This window comes from Mycoplana sp. ABR4_002 (assembly GCF_056159645.1).
The window spans coordinates 424,570-441,777 of sequence record NZ_JBSWVO010000001.1 but is presented as its reverse complement, the minus strand read 5'-3'; the positions used below and the strand labels follow the sequence as shown (position 1 = coordinate 441,777).

General features: G+C 65.9%; 9 protein-coding genes and 1 riboswitch. Of the genes, 7 read left to right on the top strand and 2 right to left on the bottom strand.

Annotated elements, in window-relative coordinates; translation table 11 throughout:
• Positions 1-53: 53 nt before the first annotated feature.
• A complete protein-coding gene (locus ACXAGF_RS02110; protein WP_475014150.1) occupies positions 54-2,264 on the bottom strand; it encodes an Ig-like domain-containing domain in 2,211 nt (736 codons plus the stop codon).
• Positions 2,265-3,197: 933 nt separating this feature from the next.
• On the opposite strand from ACXAGF_RS02110, the gene ACXAGF_RS02105 reads away from it, so the two are divergent.
• The 6 genes from ACXAGF_RS02105 (at position 3,198) to ACXAGF_RS02080 (ending at position 14,498) form a co-directional block, all read left to right on the top strand.
• Positions 3,198-8,321 (top strand): DUF4082 domain-containing protein, encoded by a 5,124-nt coding sequence (locus ACXAGF_RS02105; RefSeq protein ID WP_475019191.1) that lies wholly within the window; start codon positions 3,198-3,200, stop codon positions 8,319-8,321.
• An 18-nt stretch (positions 8,322-8,339) separates the two neighbouring features.
• Positions 8,340-9,557 carry a GTP-binding protein gene (locus tag ACXAGF_RS02100; protein WP_475014148.1) on the top strand — a complete coding sequence of 406 codons (1,218 nt, stop codon included), beginning with the start codon at positions 8,340-8,342 and terminating at the stop codon, positions 9,555-9,557.
• Positions 9,558-9,584: 27 nt separating this feature from the next.
• Positions 9,585-9,884: a hypothetical protein gene (locus ACXAGF_RS02095; RefSeq protein WP_475014147.1), complete on the top strand. Its 300-nt coding sequence runs from the start codon at positions 9,585-9,587 to the stop codon at positions 9,882-9,884.
• 13 nt (positions 9,885-9,897) lie between these two features.
• Entirely contained in the window at positions 9,898-12,042 is a 2,145-nt protein-coding gene (locus ACXAGF_RS02090) for a peptidase domain-containing ABC transporter (protein WP_475014146.1), read from the top strand.
• Positions 12,039-13,448 (top strand): HlyD family type I secretion periplasmic adaptor subunit, encoded by a 1,410-nt coding sequence (locus ACXAGF_RS02085; protein WP_475014144.1) that lies wholly within the window; start codon positions 12,039-12,041, stop codon positions 13,446-13,448. Before ACXAGF_RS02090 ends, ACXAGF_RS02085 begins: the two co-directional genes overlap by 4 nt.
• 111 nt (positions 13,449-13,559) lie before the next feature.
• Positions 13,560-14,498: a mitochondrial fission ELM1 family protein gene (locus ACXAGF_RS02080; protein WP_475014142.1), complete on the top strand. Its 939-nt coding sequence runs from the start codon at positions 13,560-13,562 to the stop codon at positions 14,496-14,498.
• Positions 14,499-14,589: 91 nt separating this feature from the next.
• Here ACXAGF_RS02080 and ACXAGF_RS02075 read toward each other — a convergent pair whose 3' ends face one another.
• Positions 14,590-15,687 (bottom strand): 2'-deoxycytidine 5'-triphosphate deaminase, encoded by a 1,098-nt coding sequence (locus tag ACXAGF_RS02075; RefSeq protein WP_475014140.1) that lies wholly within the window; start codon positions 15,685-15,687, stop codon positions 14,590-14,592.
• 75 nt (positions 15,688-15,762) lie between these two features.
• A riboswitch (SAM riboswitch) is annotated at positions 15,763-15,841 on the top strand.
• 46 nt (positions 15,842-15,887) lie between these two features.
• Here ACXAGF_RS02075 and ACXAGF_RS02070 point away from each other — a divergent pair.
• Positions 15,888-17,072: an O-succinylhomoserine sulfhydrylase gene (locus ACXAGF_RS02070; RefSeq protein WP_475014138.1), complete on the top strand. Its 1,185-nt coding sequence runs from the start codon at positions 15,888-15,890 to the stop codon at positions 17,070-17,072.
• Positions 17,073-17,208 lie beyond the last annotated feature (136 nt).

Sequence of the window (17,208 nt, the reverse complement as noted above, 5' to 3'; positions counted from 1 at the left end):
CGCGCGGGCCGTCGCCAAGGCCCCGTCGAGAGTCCGATCCGGATTGACTGGCGCTAGGGAGCCGCTCGGTCGGCAGTCCGGTCGACGTAGGTCGCATCGCAGCCCCCCCGATCCGCCGCGAACATCGCCATTTGCAAGCCCTTGATGTCCTGCACCGTGAACTCGACGGCCCGGCCGCCGCAACGAAGCTCGGCCAGCCGGCCCGAGCGAACGCGATAGGGCAGCAGGATGGACGCCTGCTCCGCGCCCGCCGCCGAACGCACGGCAAAGCGCAACCGGCCGTCGCGCCAGTCGATGTCGGCAAGCCGCGACCGGTTGCGCGCGTCCAGCCAGGCCAGCATCTGCACAGCGGACACCAGGGCAACTCCCTTGTACCGCGCCTCCTCGAGCAGCAGGTCGGCATAGCGGTCGGTATAGTCGTAGTGGGTGACAAAGACGCTGAAGAACTGCTCGGGGCCGAGCGCCCGCCCGAGCATGGCCCGGATTCCGTCGCGTTGCGAAACCTTGTCTTCGTTCACGAGCTGTGTGGCGGCCTGGTAGATGTCGAGAACGTCGCCGTCCTCGGTGACGAACGGCATCGGGATACCCGATCCGGCCATGTAGCCGGGCCGCCCCTGAAGCCAGGCCGGCGGCCAGTTGTAGTAGTTCATGTCGAAGCGAATGCCGACCTTGCGCTCGATCTGTGCCGTCTGCGTCCAGCCGTTCCAGACGATACAATGGAGCCGCTGCGTCTGCTGGGGGGCGAGGAAGGGGTACTTGCGCCGGAACTCGCCAAGCTGCGCGCGAAGGGTTTCCTCGAGACGAGCGTCGTCCACGTTCTTGCAGCCGGTGTCCACATGGACCCCGACCTCAAAACCGTGGGCCTGATAGGCCCTGACGACCTCCGGGGCGACATCGGTCTTCAAGGTCAGCAGCGCCGTCGCCCGGAAGCACTCCCACCTTTCCAGCCGGCAATCGGGCGGGCTCTGCTGCAGGAGCTTGGCGAACGCCAGTTCCGTTCCGTCCCGCGTGCCGTGGTCGTCGGCGACCATGACGATGGCCGCGCGCCGGTCCCCGGGCAGGTACCAGTAGCGTGGCAGCGGAACGGAAGAGGTCGAAAGCAGGAGGTTGGCGAACAGGCGTTGCTGTTCGTCCGCCTGCGGCACGCCGATCAGTTCGCGGTTCAGATGGTCGGGATAGAACAGGTCGTTCGGCCGGCGCGGCGACGAGCCGTCCCGATCCTGGTTGACCCAGTCGGGGTTCCCCTGACGGGCATAGACAACCGAGCGGGCGAGATCGTAGGCGTAGGCAATCATGGTCCCTCGCCCCAATCGCCGGCTCGCGATCGCCGGGTTGGGCAAGGCCTTGGCGGGCGTCTCGAACAGGCCCGCAACCGCCTCTGCGGCAGCGCCGGCTCCGGCAGGCTCGCACCCGGGAAGCGGCTCCAGGAGGTCGACCGCCCCATGGATTTGCAACGGACGGGCCGACAGCGCCCTGACGGCATCAACGTCCGACCCTGCCCGCAGATACGCCTTTTCCAGCGGCGCGCTGCTGTTCCGCGTCAGGCACATCAGAGCCAGAACGGCGTTGCCTGGGCGCATCACCACCAGGCTGCCGCCCGCGGTCACCCAATCCTTCAATGCCGGGACATGCTCGGCCGGCAGTGCGGACGTCGCAAGAATGACGACGGAATAGCGCGGCAGATCCGCAGCGTCGAAGCGGGCACCCGGTCTGGCGTCGAAAAGGTTCAGCCCCTCGGCCTTCAGGATTTCCCGGTAGTAGGTGGCATAGGGGCTGTCGTTGCCCTCAACCAACAGTATGGCAGCACCCTCGGAGCGTTCGTCGTCCGTACTGGCGCTACGCGTGGTGAAGGTAGAACAGTTCACGCTTGGCGAGCCTTCGCCGAACAGGTTGCGGAAAGGTGACCTCGCCGATGCCTGGGCAAGACAGAGCGTATAGGTGGTGCCTTCGTCGAGCAACGGGCGCGGCGTGACCGTGACTAGCTTTTCCGCCGCATCGATCTTGATCGTGACCGGCACCGCCTCACCCTTGCCGTTGCGCAATGTGGCGGTCAGGTTGCCGCGCAACATGGCCGTGTTGGCGACGCGTACCTTGAGCGAACGGGCGACATGTACCTCAAGGCTGCCTTCGGCCGGCGACAAGGGTTCGATCCCCGCCTGGAACTGGGCGGAAACGAGGAAGACGAGCCCGGCTGCGCAGCCGAGGAGGATGAGAAGCGAGCCCAGAGGGACACCGATCGGCCATGAAAGCCGCTTGCCGCGCATTGGCATCGACCTCCTTCGCTCCAGCAACTGACAACCCCTGGCCCAGCACGCGCCGCCGCTCCGAACGGCAACTCCGGTTACCGGCCGGAAGGCCTTCGGTGCCGTAAGCGCTTAGGCCGTTCACCCTGCACCTCGACGACCACCCGGTCGCCGGTTCTGTGCTGAATCTCGGTTTGGAATTGGAGGCTAACGGTACCTGCACCGGGCAGGTTTTCAACCCACCATCGATTGTATCGGGTTGCAGGCGTTCCGTGGTCTGGTTGCACTCATTCCTGGAACGGCGGCGCGGCACCGGCTCAGAAGTGGCGGCAACACACATCATCCGCGCCCGAACCATGCGAATAGTCAAATCGGAGGAGGGGGTTTTCGGACGAGGTACTACCGATTGATGTGGTTCGCCGGCGCCGGAATGTTGGCAGAATACCGGAACGCAGGCGTGGCCCACTCGCTCACGTTACGTCCGGAGACGCTTGCGCAGGGATTCGAACGCGGAGGCGGAATATGCTCAGGCTTCACGTCAGAAACAATGACCTGTCGAACCTGGTCGGCGGCAGCCGGACCTACAGCCCGACGGTCAACTGGCGCGACGTCTTCACCGAGGCGGCAGAGGCTCCGATCGGGACGCCGACCGGCGAGAAGGGCACGGGCCGGAGCGAGCCTGATTCTCCCGGCGCCAGTGACGGCATGCCCGCCTGCCAGGTTCCGAGCCACCTGCACTTCAATATCAGGGACCAGTTCGACCGGTGGCATGTTGCCTGGGCACGCACGCCGCTCGTGAAGGCGCTGGCCGAACGGGTTCGGGGCGGGGCCGATCCCTCGTTTCCCGCAGCCGATCGGTCGCCATGGGCAGACCGGTCTCGGCTGGGCACCGCCATTTCGTCGGGCCTGGTTGCCGCTTTCGCGCTTGGTGACCGCGCTGCCGAAGCCTGCGTGATGCGTCCCGGGCCGCCGGTCGACGGTACGGATTCGCCCCTTGACCGGTCAACCGACCGGGCGGCTGGCCGCACCCGGGAGGCCGCCTCGCCACCGTCGACGGACGGGCTGCAGGCGACGTCCGCCTCGTTCGGCGCCTCTGTCGACACGGCGGCGGATACCGCCGGCGACTTCCCGCCGCCTCCCGGCGTCGCAACCGCCCCCGCGGCCAAGACGCCGGTCGACGCAACGTCCGCAAGCGCCACCGACGGCAACGACCCGGGCGAGGTCACGTCCTCGGTCGTCGGCCCCGGCACCGCCGGTGCGGAAATGCCGGCCGGCCCCTCGCTCATGGAAGTCTCGCCGGCCCCGGCAACCAGCACGCTGCAGCGTTCTGCGCAGGAGCCCGCAGCGGAGTTGGAAGCTGAGCCGCTGGCAGTCACGGCCCTGGCCGCAACCGCGGCGTTGCCGAACAAGATCGCGCTCGAAAACATGAAGCAGGGCAATCCGATCAGCGAATGGGGGATCGAGGGCGACGGCGACGGCAATATCCAAGGCTTCGCCACCGAGATCAGCACCAACGTCGGCAGCACCGTCGATTTCAAGATCGCAACCGATTCAACCCATTATCGGATCGACATCTATCGGCTCGGCTATTACGGCGGCGACGGTGCGCGCAAGGTCGGCTCGATCGAACAGTCGCTGACGAGTGCCCAGGTCCAGCCGCACCCGATCGTGGACATGTCGATCGGCCTGATCGATGCCGGAAACTGGGAGGTCTCAGCAAGTTGGGACATTCCCGCGGACGCCGTTTCGGGCGTCTACATCGCCAAGCTCGTCCGGCTGGACGGCACCGAGGGCGTAAGCCACATCCCCTTCGTCGTTCGCGACGACGCCTCGACCAGCGACATCGTCTTCCAGACCTCCGACACGACCTGGCAGGCCTACAACGCCTGGGGCGGCGCCAGCCTCTACTACGGCGAGGTGCCGGTCGATCCGGCCGACATGATCGGCTACATGCCGCCGAACTGCAGTTGCGGCCTGACGGCGATCGGACGGGCGTCCGCGGTCAGCTACAATCGTCCGATCATCACGAACACCAGTCCGATCGGCGGCACGCACGACTTCATCTTCGGCGTCGAGCACTCCGCCATCCGCTGGCTGGAGCAGAACGGCTACGACGTGTCCTACGTCTCGGGCGTCGACGTCACCCGGAACGGAGCCACACTTCTCAACCACCAGGCCTATCTCTCGGTGGGGCACGACGAGTACTGGTCCGCTGAACAGCGCGAAAGCGTCGAGGCCGCCCGCGATGCCGGCGTCAATCTGGCGTTCTGGGGCGGCAACGACATGTACTGGAAGGTCCGCTGGGAAACCAGTATCGACGGCAACGGCACGCCGTACCGGACGATGGTCTGCTACAAGGAGACCTGGGGCACCAGCTCCGACCCGAGCGATATCGGCACCGGAACCTGGCGCGACCCGCGCTACGCCGACCCCGGTCAGGAACCCGAAAACGCGCTGATCGGTACGATGTTCTCGGTAGACGGCTACCGACAGGACACGATGACCATATCCTATGACTTCTCGAACCTTCGCTTCTGGCGCGACACGGACATTGCCAATCTGCAACCCGGCGAAACCTACCAGATGCCGACGAACCTGCTCGGCTACGAATGGAACTCCGACGTCGAAAACGGGTTCCGCCCGGCAGGGCTGGTCAACCTTTCGCTCTCCACCGTCTCGGTCAACAACTACCTGAGGGACTACGGCACGACCATCGGCGACGCCGAGGCAACGCACAGCCTGACCATGTACCGGGCGGAAAGCGGAGCGCTGGTGTTCAGCGCCGGGACCGTGTTCTGGTCCTGGGGCCTTGATTCCGCGCACGAGGGTCCCGCCACGCCGACGGACAGAAACGTCCAGCAGGCGATGGTCAACATGTTCGCCGACATGGGTATCCAGCCGACGACGCTCGATGCCAGCCTGATCCTCGCCACGCAGTCGACCGACACGAGCAGGCCGACTTCGACCATCACCTCCCCGATCGTCGGCGCGAGCTTCGTCGAGGGACAGCATGTCACCATCACCGGGACCGCCCAGGATTTCGGCGGCGGCATCGTCGCCGGGGTCGAGGTCTCCACCGACGGTGGACAAAGTTGGTTCAAGGCCACCGGCCGGGAGAGCTGGAGCTACAACTGGGTGGTTCAGGCCAGCGGCACCTATACCGTCATGTCGCGCGCCGTCGACGACAGCGTCAACCTGGAGACGCCTGCAGCCGGCAAACAGGTCACCGTCGAACTGCCATCGACCTCGAGCCTCTGGACACTGGCGTCCACGCCCGCCGTGGAGACGGTCCTCGAGCGCGACGGGATCGAACTCGGCGTGCGGTTCGAGACCTCCACCAACGGCTCCATCGAGGGGATCCGGTTCTACAAGGGTTTCTATAACATCGGCGGCCACACGGTCAGCCTCTGGACGGCCGACGGCACTCTGCTGGCCACAGGCATATCGACGAACGAGCCGATTTCCGGCTGGCAGACCGTGCAGTTCTCCAGCCCCGTGCAGGTTACCGCGGGCACGACCTACATCGCCTCCTACCATTCCAAGGGCTACTATTCCGCAACCGAGTCCTACTTCGACGCCCCCTACAGCAACGGCTTCCTGAAGGTCGACGCGAACGCCGGCGTCTTCAGCTACACCAACACGCCGGGCACCTTCCCGGGCAGTACCTACAACAGCAACTACTGGGTCGACGTCGTCTTCGAGGCCGCGCCCAACGTGGCCCCTGTAGCGACGAACGATGGCGGCTTCACCATCGGCCAGGGCGGCGTTCTGACGGTGTCGATCGCGACGCTGGTGGCCAATGACACCGACGCCAATGGCGACCCGCTGACGATCTCGGCCGTCGGCAACGCGGTCAACGGCACGGTGTCGCTAGACACGCAGACCGGCAACGTCGTGTTCACGCCGAATACCGGCTATTTCGGCCCCGCAAGCTTCACCTACACCGCGTCGGACGGGCGCGGCGGCTTTGGCCAGGGGACCGTGGACCTGACGGTCGACGAGGGACCGAGCGGCACGTCGATCTTCCAGCCGAGCGACCAGGTGACCGGGTCGGTCAACAACGACAGCACGGGCGTCGAGCTCGGCGTGAAGTTCGTGGCCTCGACCGGCGGCGCGGTGACCGGCGTTCGCTTCTACAAGGCCTCGGGCGACACCGGGACGCACACGGGTTCGATCTGGGCATCGGACGGGACCTTGCTGGGAACGGTGACCTTCACCAACGAGTCGCTCAGCGGCTGGCAGACGGCGACCTTCTCCAGCCCGATCCAGATCACGGCGGGACAGACCTATGTCGCCTCCTACCACACGACCAGCGGCATCTACTATGCCAACGCGAACTACTTCGCGACAGCGCAGACGAACGGGCCGCTGACCGCACCGGCATCGGATGCAAGCGGCGGGAACGGGGTCTATCGCTACGGTGGCGGCGGCGTCATGCCGACATCGAGCTTCGGCGCCTCGAACTACTGGGTGGACGTCGTCTTCAACCAGTCCACCACCAACAGTCTGCCGGTTGCCGCCAACGACAACGGCTTCACGGTGTATCACGACACGCCGCTGACGATCGCCGCATCCGCGGTGCTCGCCAACGACGTCGATCCGGACGGCGACGTGCTGACCGTCACCGGCGCCAGCGGCGCAACGAACGGGACGGTCGCGTTCGACAGCCAGAGCAATTCCCTCGTGTTCACGCCGACGGTCGGCTATTCCGGCCCGGCAAGCTTCTCCTACACGATCTCGGACGGCCGGGGCGGCACCGCGACCGCGACCGTCAGCCTGACGGTGTCGTCGCCGTCGACGGCGACGAGCCTGTTCTCGCCGTCCGACACGCCCAGCATCGCCTCGAACGACGACACGAGCCCGGTCGAGCTGGGGATGAAGTTCGTCGCGTCGGCGAGCGGCCAGATCACCGGGGTGCGCTACTACAAGAGCGCGCAGGACACCGGCACCCATGTCGGCTCCCTGTGGACGAGCGACGGCACGCTGCTGGCTTCGGCCACCTTCACCAGCGAATCCGCCAGCGGGTGGCAGACCGTGCTGTTTTCGCAGCCGGTTACCATCTCCGCGGGCACGACCTACATCGCGAGCTACCAGTCGAACGGCCGCTACGCGGCGACGCCGAACTACTTCACCACCACCTATACGAACGGCCCTCTCAGCGCGCCCTCCAGCGCCTCGAGCGGCGGCAACGGCGTCTATGCCTACGGCTCGGGCAACGAGTTCCCCAACTCCAGCTGGAACTCGACAAACTACTGGGTGGATGTGCTGTTCCAGCAGTCGACGACCAACTCCGTTCCGGTCGCCGCCAACGACAGCGGCTATTCCGCCACCCCCGACACGGCCACCACCTTCCAGGCCGCAACTCTGCTTGCCAACGACAACGATCCGGATGGCGACCCGCTGACCATTACCGGCGTCGACAACGCGCTCAACGGCACCGTTAGCTTCAACGGCCAGACCAATGTCGTCACCTTCACCCCCAACAGCGGCTACACCGGCCCGGCCAGCTTCCGCTACACGATTTCCGACGGCCGGGGCGGTACGGCCTCGGCCGAGGTGTCGCTGACCGTGGCCCCGCAGTCGCCCGCGCAGAGCGTCTTTGCCGCCGACAGCACGCCTTCAATCCCTTCCGTGGCCGACAACAGCGCCGTCAATCTCGGCATGAAGTTCCAGGCCGACGTCGCCGGCTCGATCACCGGGATCAAGTTCTACAAGGGGGCCGACAATACCGGACCGCACACCGGTTATCTGTGGACCTCGACCGGCACGCTGCTTGCCAGCGCGACCTTCACCAACGAAAGCGCGAGCGGCTGGCAGACCGTGGACCTTTCGAACGGCGTCGCGATCGAGGCGGACACCACCTATGTCGTCTCCTACAGCACCAACGGCAACTACTCGGCAACGGGCGGCTTCTTCGGCGCCGGGGTCGACAGCGGCAATCTCCATGCACTGTCGTCGGCGCTCAGCGGCGGCAACGGTGTCTATGCATACGGTTCGGCGGGGCTGTTCCCGACGAGCAGCTACAACGACACGAATTACTACGTGGATGTAGTCTTCAGGCCGCAACTGGCGGCCTGATGGGCACAAGGGGCAGGAATGACGGGTGACAATCGACTCCCCGTAACCGTGCTGGCAGGGTTTCTGGGAGCCGGCAAGACGACGATCCTCAACCACGTCCTGCGTAACCGCGAGGGCATGCGGGTTGCCGTGATCGTCAACGACATGAGCGAGATCAACATCGATGCGGACCTCGTTCGCAACGGCGGGGCGGGCCTGTCCCGCACCGACGAGACGCTGGTGGAACTGACAAACGGCTGCATCTGCTGCACACTCCGCGACGACCTGCTCGGCGAGGTGCGCAGGCTCGCTGCCGAACGGCGCTTCGACTACCTGCTGATCGAGGGCACCGGCATCGCCGAGCCGTTGCCGATCGCGGCGACCTTCTCCTTCCGCGACGAGACCGGGGCGGCGCTCTGCGACGTCGCCAGGCTCGACACGATGGTGTCGGTCGTGGACGCGGTCAACCTGCTCTCGGACTACGCCAGCACCGACTTCCTCAAGGACCGGGGGCCGGCTCGCGACGAGAACGACGAGCGGACGCTGGTCGATCTCCTCGTCGAGCAGATCGAGTTCGCCGACGTGGTTGTAGTCAACAAGGTATCCGGGGTGCCGGCCGAAACGCGCACGGCAATCCGACAGATCATCGCCGCGCTCAATCCGGATGCGCGCGTCATCGAGACCGACTTCGGCATGCTGCCGCTGCGCACCATCCTCGACACCGGACTGTTTTCCGAAGCAAAGTCCGCGCGGCATCCGCTATGGCACAAGGAGCTGTTCGGTTGGGGCGAGCATGTGCCGGAAACGCTCGAATACGGGATTTCGAGCTTTGTCTACCGGGCGCGGCGACCGTTCGATCCGGTCCGGTTCCATGCCTTCCTCGAAACGGACTGGCCCGGCCTCATCCGCGCCAAGGGCCATTTCTGGCTTGCCACCCGCCCCAACTGGATCGGCCAGATGTCGATCGCCGGCGTGCTGCGGCGAACCGAAGCGCGGGGCTTCTGGTGGGCCTCGGTGCCACGTGCGCAGTGGCCCCGCCATCCGCAGTTCCGCGAGTTGATCGACCGACACTGGAGTTCAATCTGGGGCGATCGCCGGCAGGAACTGGTCTTCATCGGCACGGACCTGCCGGAAGAGGAGATCCGCGCGGCGCTCGGCGACTGCCTGAACGGCCCGGAGACCGGGTTCGACCCACGAGCTGCATCCGACCTGAACGACCCCTTTCCGCCCTGGCAGCAGACCCACCCCGTTCACTGAACGCCAACCCAAGCACGGAGAAGCACAATGACCCAAGAACTCTATTCGGACGGCATCGGCGAGATCACCGTCACAGGAACCATCGTCCGGATCGACTTCATGTCGCTTTCGGCCAGCGAGCGCGACGCGAGCAACAACCCCAAGCCGGTGTTCCGCCAGCGCGTCATCATGCCGGTGGATGCGTTCGCCAACGCGGTCGACCTTATGCAGAAGGCCCTGAACGGGCTGGTCGAGGCCGGCGCCGTCCGCCGCATCAGCGACATGCCGCCGGCGGACGCGACGCAGCGAACCCAGGGATCCGCAAACGAGTCGCCGAACTTCAACTGAGTGCGCGTCGACGATGAGCGAATCCCGGCACACCAACCTTCAGTGTCTGGCGCTGGTGGCGCGCCACCATGGTATTGATCTCGCGCCTGAGCGGCTGATGCACGACTATGCCGTCGGCGAGGAACCGGTCGCGATGCGGCAGTTTCTGCGGATGGCAAAGGACGCGGGCCTGAAGGCCCGGCACGTCCACCTGACCTGGGACGCGCTCTTCACCCTGGGCGAAGCCTATCCGGTGCTCGCCGAACTCAAGAACGGCAACTGGGTCGTTCTCGCCGGTGCCGGCGGCACCGGCGAGAACCGGATGGTCCGCATCCTCGATCCGCTCGCCAAGCGCCCAGAGTTCATCCTGCTCGACGAGGAGAAGTTCGCCCGGAACTGGCAGGGATCGGCCGTGCTGTTGAAGCGCAACTATCGGCTCTTCGACGACGAGCAGCCTTTCGGCCTGCGCTGGTTCATCCCGGAGATCATCCGCCAGCGAAGCCTGTTCCGCGACGTCGCGATCGCCGCCTTCGTGCTCTACGGGCTCGGGCTCACCACGCCGATCTTCTTCCAACTCGTGATCGACAAGGTGCTGGTGCACCAGAGCTACGCGACGCTGACGGTGCTGACCATCGGCATTGCCACGGCGCTGATGTTCGACGCCGCCTTCACCTTTCTGCGGCGCTATCTGCTGCTCTACGCGACGAACAAGATCGACATCCGAATGGCCACGCGCACCTTCGGTCATCTGCTCGACCTGCCGATCGCCCTGTTTGAACAGTCCTCCGCCGGCGTCATCGTCAAGCACATGCAGCAGGCGGCGCGCATTCGGGAATTCCTGACCGGGCGGCTGTTCCTTACCCTGCTCGACGGGATGTCGCTGCTGGTGTTCGTGCCGATCCTCCTTCTCTACAGCGTCAAGCTCACCTTTGTCGTGCTGGGCTTCGCCCTGCTCGTCGGGCTCGTCGTCATGGTGCTTGTCGGGCCGTTCCAGCGCCGCCTGCAGGAGCTCTACCGGGTCGAGGGCGAGCGGCAGGCGCTGCTGGTCGAGACCGTGCACGGCATGCGGACGGTCAAGTCGCTGGCGCTGGAGCCGCGACAGAGGCGGGTCTGGGACAACCAGTCGGCCGAGAGCATCTCCGTACGTTTCCGTGTCGACAAGATCTCGTCCGTCGCGCAGGCCCTGACGGGGCTGCTGGAGAAGCTGATGAGCGTCGCCATCATCGGCCTCGGCGCGCTGGACGTGTTCAGCGGCGCCATGACGATCGGCGCGCTGGTTGCCTTCAACATGCTGGCCGCCCGGGTTTCGGGGCCGCTCGTGCAGATCGTCACGATGGTGCACGAGTACCAGGAGGTCGCGCTGTCGGTGCGCATGCTCGGCGAGATCATGAACCAGCGGCGCGAGCAGTTCGGACGCGGACGCGGACTGCGCCCGGACCTTACCGGTCGGATCGAGTTCGACCGCGTCACCTTTCGCTATGCGCCGGACAACGCGCCCGCGCTTGACGACGTTTCGTTCTCGGTTCCGGCCGGCTCGGTCTTCGGCATCGTCGGCAAGAGCGGCTCCGGCAAGACGACCGTGACCCGGTTGATCCAGGGGCTTTACCAGAATCAGCACGGCCTGGTCCGGATCGACGGCCATGACAGCCGGGAACTCGACCTCGTCCACCTCCGGTCGAGCATCGGCGTGGTGCTGCAGGACAATTTCCTGTTCCGCGGCACGGTGCGCGAGAATATCGCGGCGGCGAAGCCCGACGCCAGCATCGAGCATATCGCCGAGGTCGCCCGCATCGCCGGCGCGGAGGAGTTCATCGAGCGGCTTCCGCGCGGCTTCGAGACGATTCTGGAGGAGAACGCGGCCAACCTGTCCGGCGGCCAGCGGCAGCGCCTCGCTATCGCCCGGGCCCTGATCACCGACCCGAAGCTGCTCATTCTCGACGAGGCCACGAGCGCGCTCGACCCCGACAGCGAGGCGATCATCCGCGAAAACCTGAGCAAGATCGCCAAGGGCCGCACGGTCATCATCGTCTCGCATCGGCTGTCCACGCTGGTCGATGCGGATGCAATCCTGGTCATCGACCGCGGCAAGATCGCCGACATCGGCCGCCATGACCAGCTGGTGTCGCGCTGCATGACCTATCGCCATCTGTGGACCCAGCAAACGAGGCACGTCGCATGAGCACCGACAGCGACAAGTCGCCCGAGAACCTGCCCGTGCCGGTCATGCCGTCGGGCTCCGAGCTGGTGGTGCGGCTGCCGCGCCCCGCGGTCATCGCCGAATTCCAGTCCGACGCGGTGGAGCTGGAGGAGAAAGTCCCGCCGAAGGTGGCGCGGCTGACGCTCTATGGCGTTACCGCGTTGATCCTGGCCGGCATCCTCTGGGCGACGCTGTCGAAGATCGACGAGGTGGTGATCGCGCCGGGCAAGCTGATCACGACGCAGCCGACGATCGTCGTGCAACCGTTGGAGACCTCGATCATCCGCTCGATCGACGTCGCCAACGGCGATATCGTCCGGGCCGGCCAGACGCTCGCCATGCTGGATGCGACCTTCAGCCAGTCGGACGTCGACCAGCAGGGCGCCAAGTTCTCGGCCCTCGACGCCCAGGTCAAACGCATCGAGGCCGAGTTGGACGGCTCCGACTACACGGCCCTTGCCGGCGCCACCCCGGACGAGGTGCTGCAGGCGCAGCTCTTCGTGCAGCGGCGCGCCTTCTACACGGCGCAGGTCGAGAATTACGACCAGCAGATCGCCGGCCAGGTCGCGGCCATTGCTTCCAGCAAGGACCAGCAGGAAGTGCTGACGAACCGGCGGGAAAACCTCAGCCGCATTGAGGGTGCCCGCGAGACGCTCTACCGCAAGGACAGCGGCTCGCTGATCAACTTCCTCGGCGCGCGCGACGCGCGGCTCGATGTCGAGGCGGACCTGACCGCGCTGCGCGGACGGGCGGCCGAGGCCGACCACATGCTGGCCAAGCTGCAGGCCGACCGGCAGGCCTTTGTCGAGGACTTCCGCCGCGCGGCCATGGAACAACTGGTCGAACTGCGCAACCAGCGCGACGCCGCCAGCGAGGAACTGAAGAAGATGGAATTGCGCCGCGAGATGGTGGCGCTGACCGCCCCGGCGGACGCGGTGGTGCTCGATCTCGCGCAACGATCGGTCGGATCGGTCGTCAAGGAGGCCGAGCCGATCGTGACGCTCGTTCCCCTCAACGTGCCGATGGAGGCGGAGGTCTCGATCAACACGCGCGACATCGGGCGGGTGGCGGTGGACAAGGAGGCGCGGATCAAGATCGACGCCTATCCGTTCCAGAAGTTCGGGACGGCCTCCGGCACGGTGCGCACGATCAGTCGCGATGCCTTCAGCCCGACCCAGCAGGACGCAATCGCCGGGCAGCCGCCCGTCCCCTACTTCAAGGCCCGCGTGTTGCTCGCCGACACCACGCTGCGCTCCGAGGGCGAGCCGGTGCTGCTGCTGCCGGGCATGACGGTCTCGGCCGAAATCAAGGTCGGCCAGCGCACCGTCATGTCCTACTTCCTCTATCCGCTGATCCGCGGCCTCGACAGCGCCATCCGCGAGCCGTAGGGCTCCGACCGGAACCGGTCCGTCACGCCGTACGATGCGGGCAGCCCTTGACTTGAAGCGCTGACTGCAGTTCTTCCACGCCCATCGAGACGCCGAGGAACGGAGTAGCAGATGGTGGTCGCCTGGACCGTGAGCGAGCCGAAGATCGGGACCCTGTCGCAGTGCGTCGCCGTTGCCCGCCATTTCGATGAAAGCCCTGTCGAAAAGATCGTTGTTCCCGGACGTGGCTTGCGCCGGATTTTCGATGCGCCGATTTTTCGGCGCGCGGAGCCCGCGCCGGACCTGATCGTCTCCTGCGGCTTTCGCTCCGAAAAGCGGGTGCTGAAGATGAAGCAGGCCTATCGCAACAGGCCCCTGGCGGTTCATCTCCAAAACCCCAAGGTCGAAGGTTACGACATGATTTTCGTGTCGCGCCACGACTGGCGGCCGGAGTTCGACGGGCGGCCCGACTATCATCAGATGCTCGGTGTTCCCCATCGCTTTTCCACCGCGTTCTGGGAGAGCCGTCGGCATTCGGCGCGGCAGGTCTACGCGCCTTCGGGCGAGAAGGTCGTCGCCATCTTCGTCGGCGGGGCAAACGGAGCCTACGACTATGACACTGCCGCGCACGCGACCATCGCCGCCGCCGCGGAAGGGCTGGCTCGGAAGGGCTGGAGGGTCTTGATATCGGTGTCGCGCCGCTCCAGCGAGGAGACGCTGAGCGTGCTCGGCAGGCTCCGTTCACCCGACATCCATGTGTGGGACAGAAAGGGCGAAAACCCCTATGTGGACTACGTCGCGGCCGCCGACGCGTTCCTGATCGCCAAGGACTCGATCACAATGCCGTGCGAGGCCCTGTCGACAGGACGCCCGGTCTATGCGCTCGACCTCACACCCATCTCCGGCGAAAGGCTGGAGAAGTTCGAGTGGTATCATCGGGACCTGCAGGAGACGTTGCGGCTGACGCGGCCGTTCGCCGGCGAGCTTGCCCCCTACCAGTACGCACCACCGCGCGAGACCGAACGGATCGCAGCCCTGATCAGGCAACGTCTGGCCGACGATCGCGGCTGAACGTTCTGGCGCCCCACCAGGTGCGTGCACCCGGTCGCGGCATCAGCGGGAAGTGACCCTGCGGCCCCGTGACGATCGCATTTCGGTCGGCTCAGCCCTCGCGGAAGTGCTTGGACAGCTTCAGGCCCTGGGCCTGGTAATTCGAGCCGAGACCGGACCCGTAGAGGCTTTCCGGCAGCTCGAGCATGTGCTCATAGACAAGGCGGCCGACGATCTGGCCGTGCTCCAGAATGAAGGGCACCTCGTGGCTGCGGACCTCGAGCACGGCGCGGCTGCCGCTGCCGCCGGCGGCGGCATGGCCGAAGCCGGGGTCGAAGAAACCGGCGTAGTGGACGCGAAACTCGCCGACCAGCGGATCGAACGGCGTCATCTCCGCGGCGTAGAGCGGTGGCACGTGAACGGCCTCGCGCGAGACGAGAATGTAGAATTCGTCCGGATCGAGGATCAGGTCGTTGCGACCGCGGCTGAACAGCGGCTCCCAGAAGTCGAACACGTCGTGCTGGTTCTTCTCGTCGACGTCGACGACGGCGGTGTGATGCTTGCCGCGGTAGCCGACGAGCCCGTCCGGGCCGCTCCCCTTGAGGTCGATCGAGAGCGCAATGCCGCCGCCCGACACATTCGGCGCCTCGCTGGCCACCAGAGTGTCGGACGAATGCAGCTTGAGCAGTTCGGCATCCGACAGGATCGCGTTGCCGTTGCGGAAACGGATCTGCGACAGGCGCGAGCCACGCCGCACGACGACCGGGAAGGTGCGCGGCGAAATCTCCAGGTAGAGCGGCCCCTTGTAGCCGGCCGGCACCTTGTCGAACTCCTGCGCGCGGTCGGTGATGACGCGGGTGAAGATGTCGAGACGACCGGTGGAGCTCTTGGGGTTGGTCGAGGCCGACAGGCCGGCGGGCAGATCGAGCCGTTCCATCAGCGGCACGATGTAGACGCAGCCCGTCTCCAGCACCGCGCCCTCGGACAGGTCGATCACGTGCAGCTTCAGCCGGTCGAGCTTGTCGGCGACGAGATGTGCGGGCCCGGGAAGAAAGCTCGCCCGGACGCGAAAGGCCTTCGAGCCGAGGCGCAGATCGAGGCTGGCCGGCTGGACCTGGTCCGGATCCAGAGCCGCCTCGCTTGCGAGCCTGCCGCCGTCGAACAGTGCCCTGATGGCGCGGTCCGCCAGAATTCCCGTGTCACGTGCCATGAGCCAATCCTTAGAAACTTGCCGACAAAACCAAATGCGGGCAATTGACGCAAGCGCCGCCAGGCAGTATGGACCGGATTATCCCGTGGTGATTTGGCCGGTCGGCTTGCAGCCACGTTAAACAAGTAGCTAAAAAGGCCGGGTGTCGAACCGGCCTGCTTTTTGCGGCCGGTTTTTTTGTTTTGGAAGGCGATGATCTCATGAGCAAGTCCTGGCGCCCGGCAACCCAGCTCGTCCACGGCGGCACCTCCCGTTCCCAGCACGCCGAAACGTCCGAGGCGATCTTTCTGACGCAGGGCTTCGTCTACGAGAGCTCCGCGGCGGCCGAGGCACGCTTCAAGGGCGAGACCGAAGGCTTCATCTACGCCCGCTACGGCAGCCCCACCAACGACATGTTCGAGCGGCGCATGTGCCTGCTCGAGGGCGCGGAAGACGGCCGCGCCATGGCCTCGGGCATGGCGGCGGTCGCCGCCGCCATCCTCTGCCAGGTGAAGGCCGGGGATCACATCGTCGCCGCCCGCGCGCTGTTCGGCTCCTGCCGCTGGGTCGTCGAGACGCTCGCGCCGAAATACGGCGTCGAATGCACCCTGGTCGACGGGCGCGACCTGGCCAACTGGGAAAGGGCGATCCGCAAGAACACCAAGGTGTTCTTCCTGGAAAGCCCGACCAACCCGACACTCGAGGTCGTCGACATCGCCGGGGTGTCGGCGCTGGCCAACCAGATCGGCGCCAAGGTCGTGGTCGACAACGTCTTTGCCACGCCGCTGTACCAGAAGCCGCTGGAACTTGGTGCGCACATCGTCGTCTATTCGGCCACCAAGCACATCGACGGCCAGGGACGCTGCCTCGGCGGGATCGTGCTGTCCGACAAGCAGTGGATCGAGGAGAGCCTGCAGGACTACTTCCGCCACACCGGCCCCGCCATGTCGCCGTTCAACGCCTGGACCCTGCTGAAGGGCGTCGAGACGCTGCCGCTGCGCGTACGCCAGCAGACCGAGAACGCCTCGCGCGTCGCCGACTTCCTCGCCGGGCATCCGAAGGTTGCGCGGGTGATCTATCCCGGCCGCAAGGATCACCCCCAGGCGGACCTGATCGCGCGGCAGATGAGCGGCGGCTCGACCCTGGTATGCATCGAACTCAAGGGCGGCAAGGACGCCGCCTTCGCCTTGCAGGATGCCCTCGAGATCGTGGAAATCTCCAACAATCTCGGCGACGCCAAGAGCCTGATCACGCATCCCGGCACGACCACACACAAGAACCTGAGCGAGGAGGCCCGGACGGAACTCGGCATTTCACCCGGCACCATCCGACTTTCGGCCGGGATCGAGGACAGTGAGGATCTGGTCGGAGACTTCGCCCAGGCGCTGGAGAAGGTTAAGGCCTGATGCTTCCGGAACGGCCGCGCACCGCTTTTGGCTGCTCGGCCGTTCCACGCCCCTTCGCTCATCTGTTCGATCCGGCCCGAACAGCAATCCCACAAACGGCGGACATTGACCGTCGAAGACATTGCCCGACTTGTAA